The sequence below is a fragment of the Vibrio sp. 1078-1 genome (assembly GCF_033340475.1).
Genome location: NZ_JAWOWM010000338.1, coordinates 1 through 711, shown reverse-complemented (window position 1 = coordinate 711; position 711 = coordinate 1). Strand labels below are relative to the sequence as shown.

Sequence of the window (711 nt, the reverse complement as noted above, 5' to 3'; positions counted from 1 at the left end):
CCTGCTGACATTGGCCAGCATTCACTTTATTGCCTTAATGAGTCCAGGCCCCGACTTCGCATTAGTAGTGCAAAATGCCACGCGTCATGGTCGCCAGACGGGCTTATACATCGCTCTTGGCTTATCCGTTGGTATTTTGCTGCACTCGTTGTTCAGCCTGACTGGTGTGAGCTACCTTGTGCATCAACATCCTTTGCTGTATTCGGTATTACAACTGCTAGGTGGCAGTTACCTACTTTACCTCGGTGTTGGTGCCCTGCGCGGCGTGATCGCTACGATCAAAAACCCGCAAACGGATCAACAAAATAAAACAAACAGCTTCGTGATCAGCAACAAACGTCAGGCTTTTGCCAAAGGTTTTGCAACCAACATTCTCAACCCCAAAGCACTGGTTTTCTTCATCAGCTTGATGTCGAGCTTGGTGCCAGCCGGAATGTCGGTCTCAGGCAAAAGCATCGCGTTAGTTATCCTGTTCAGCTTGTCTCTGGTTTGGTTTTCTAGCTTGGCGTGGATGCTCTCAACGCAACGTTTACAACGTCGATTACAACAAGCAGGCATCTACATCGATGGCATCTGTGGTGTGGTGTTTACCCTCGTTGGCGGCAGTATCTTGGTGCAAACCATCAGCACATTAATCGGTTAACTCTCTGATTTAAAAGCGTCGCGCACCCGACATTTATTAAAACGCTAACTCGACGATCTTCTCCATGG

At 48.4% G+C, this 711-nt stretch carries 1 protein-coding gene; it reads left to right on the top strand.

Going from position 1 to position 711, the window contains the following annotated elements; translation table 11 throughout:
* Nucleotide 1: 1 nt before the first annotated feature.
* Entirely contained in the window at nucleotides 2–643 is a 642-nt protein-coding gene (locus R7190_RS27445) for a LysE family translocator (RefSeq protein WP_318137877.1), read from the top strand.
* Nucleotides 644–711 lie beyond the last annotated feature (68 nt).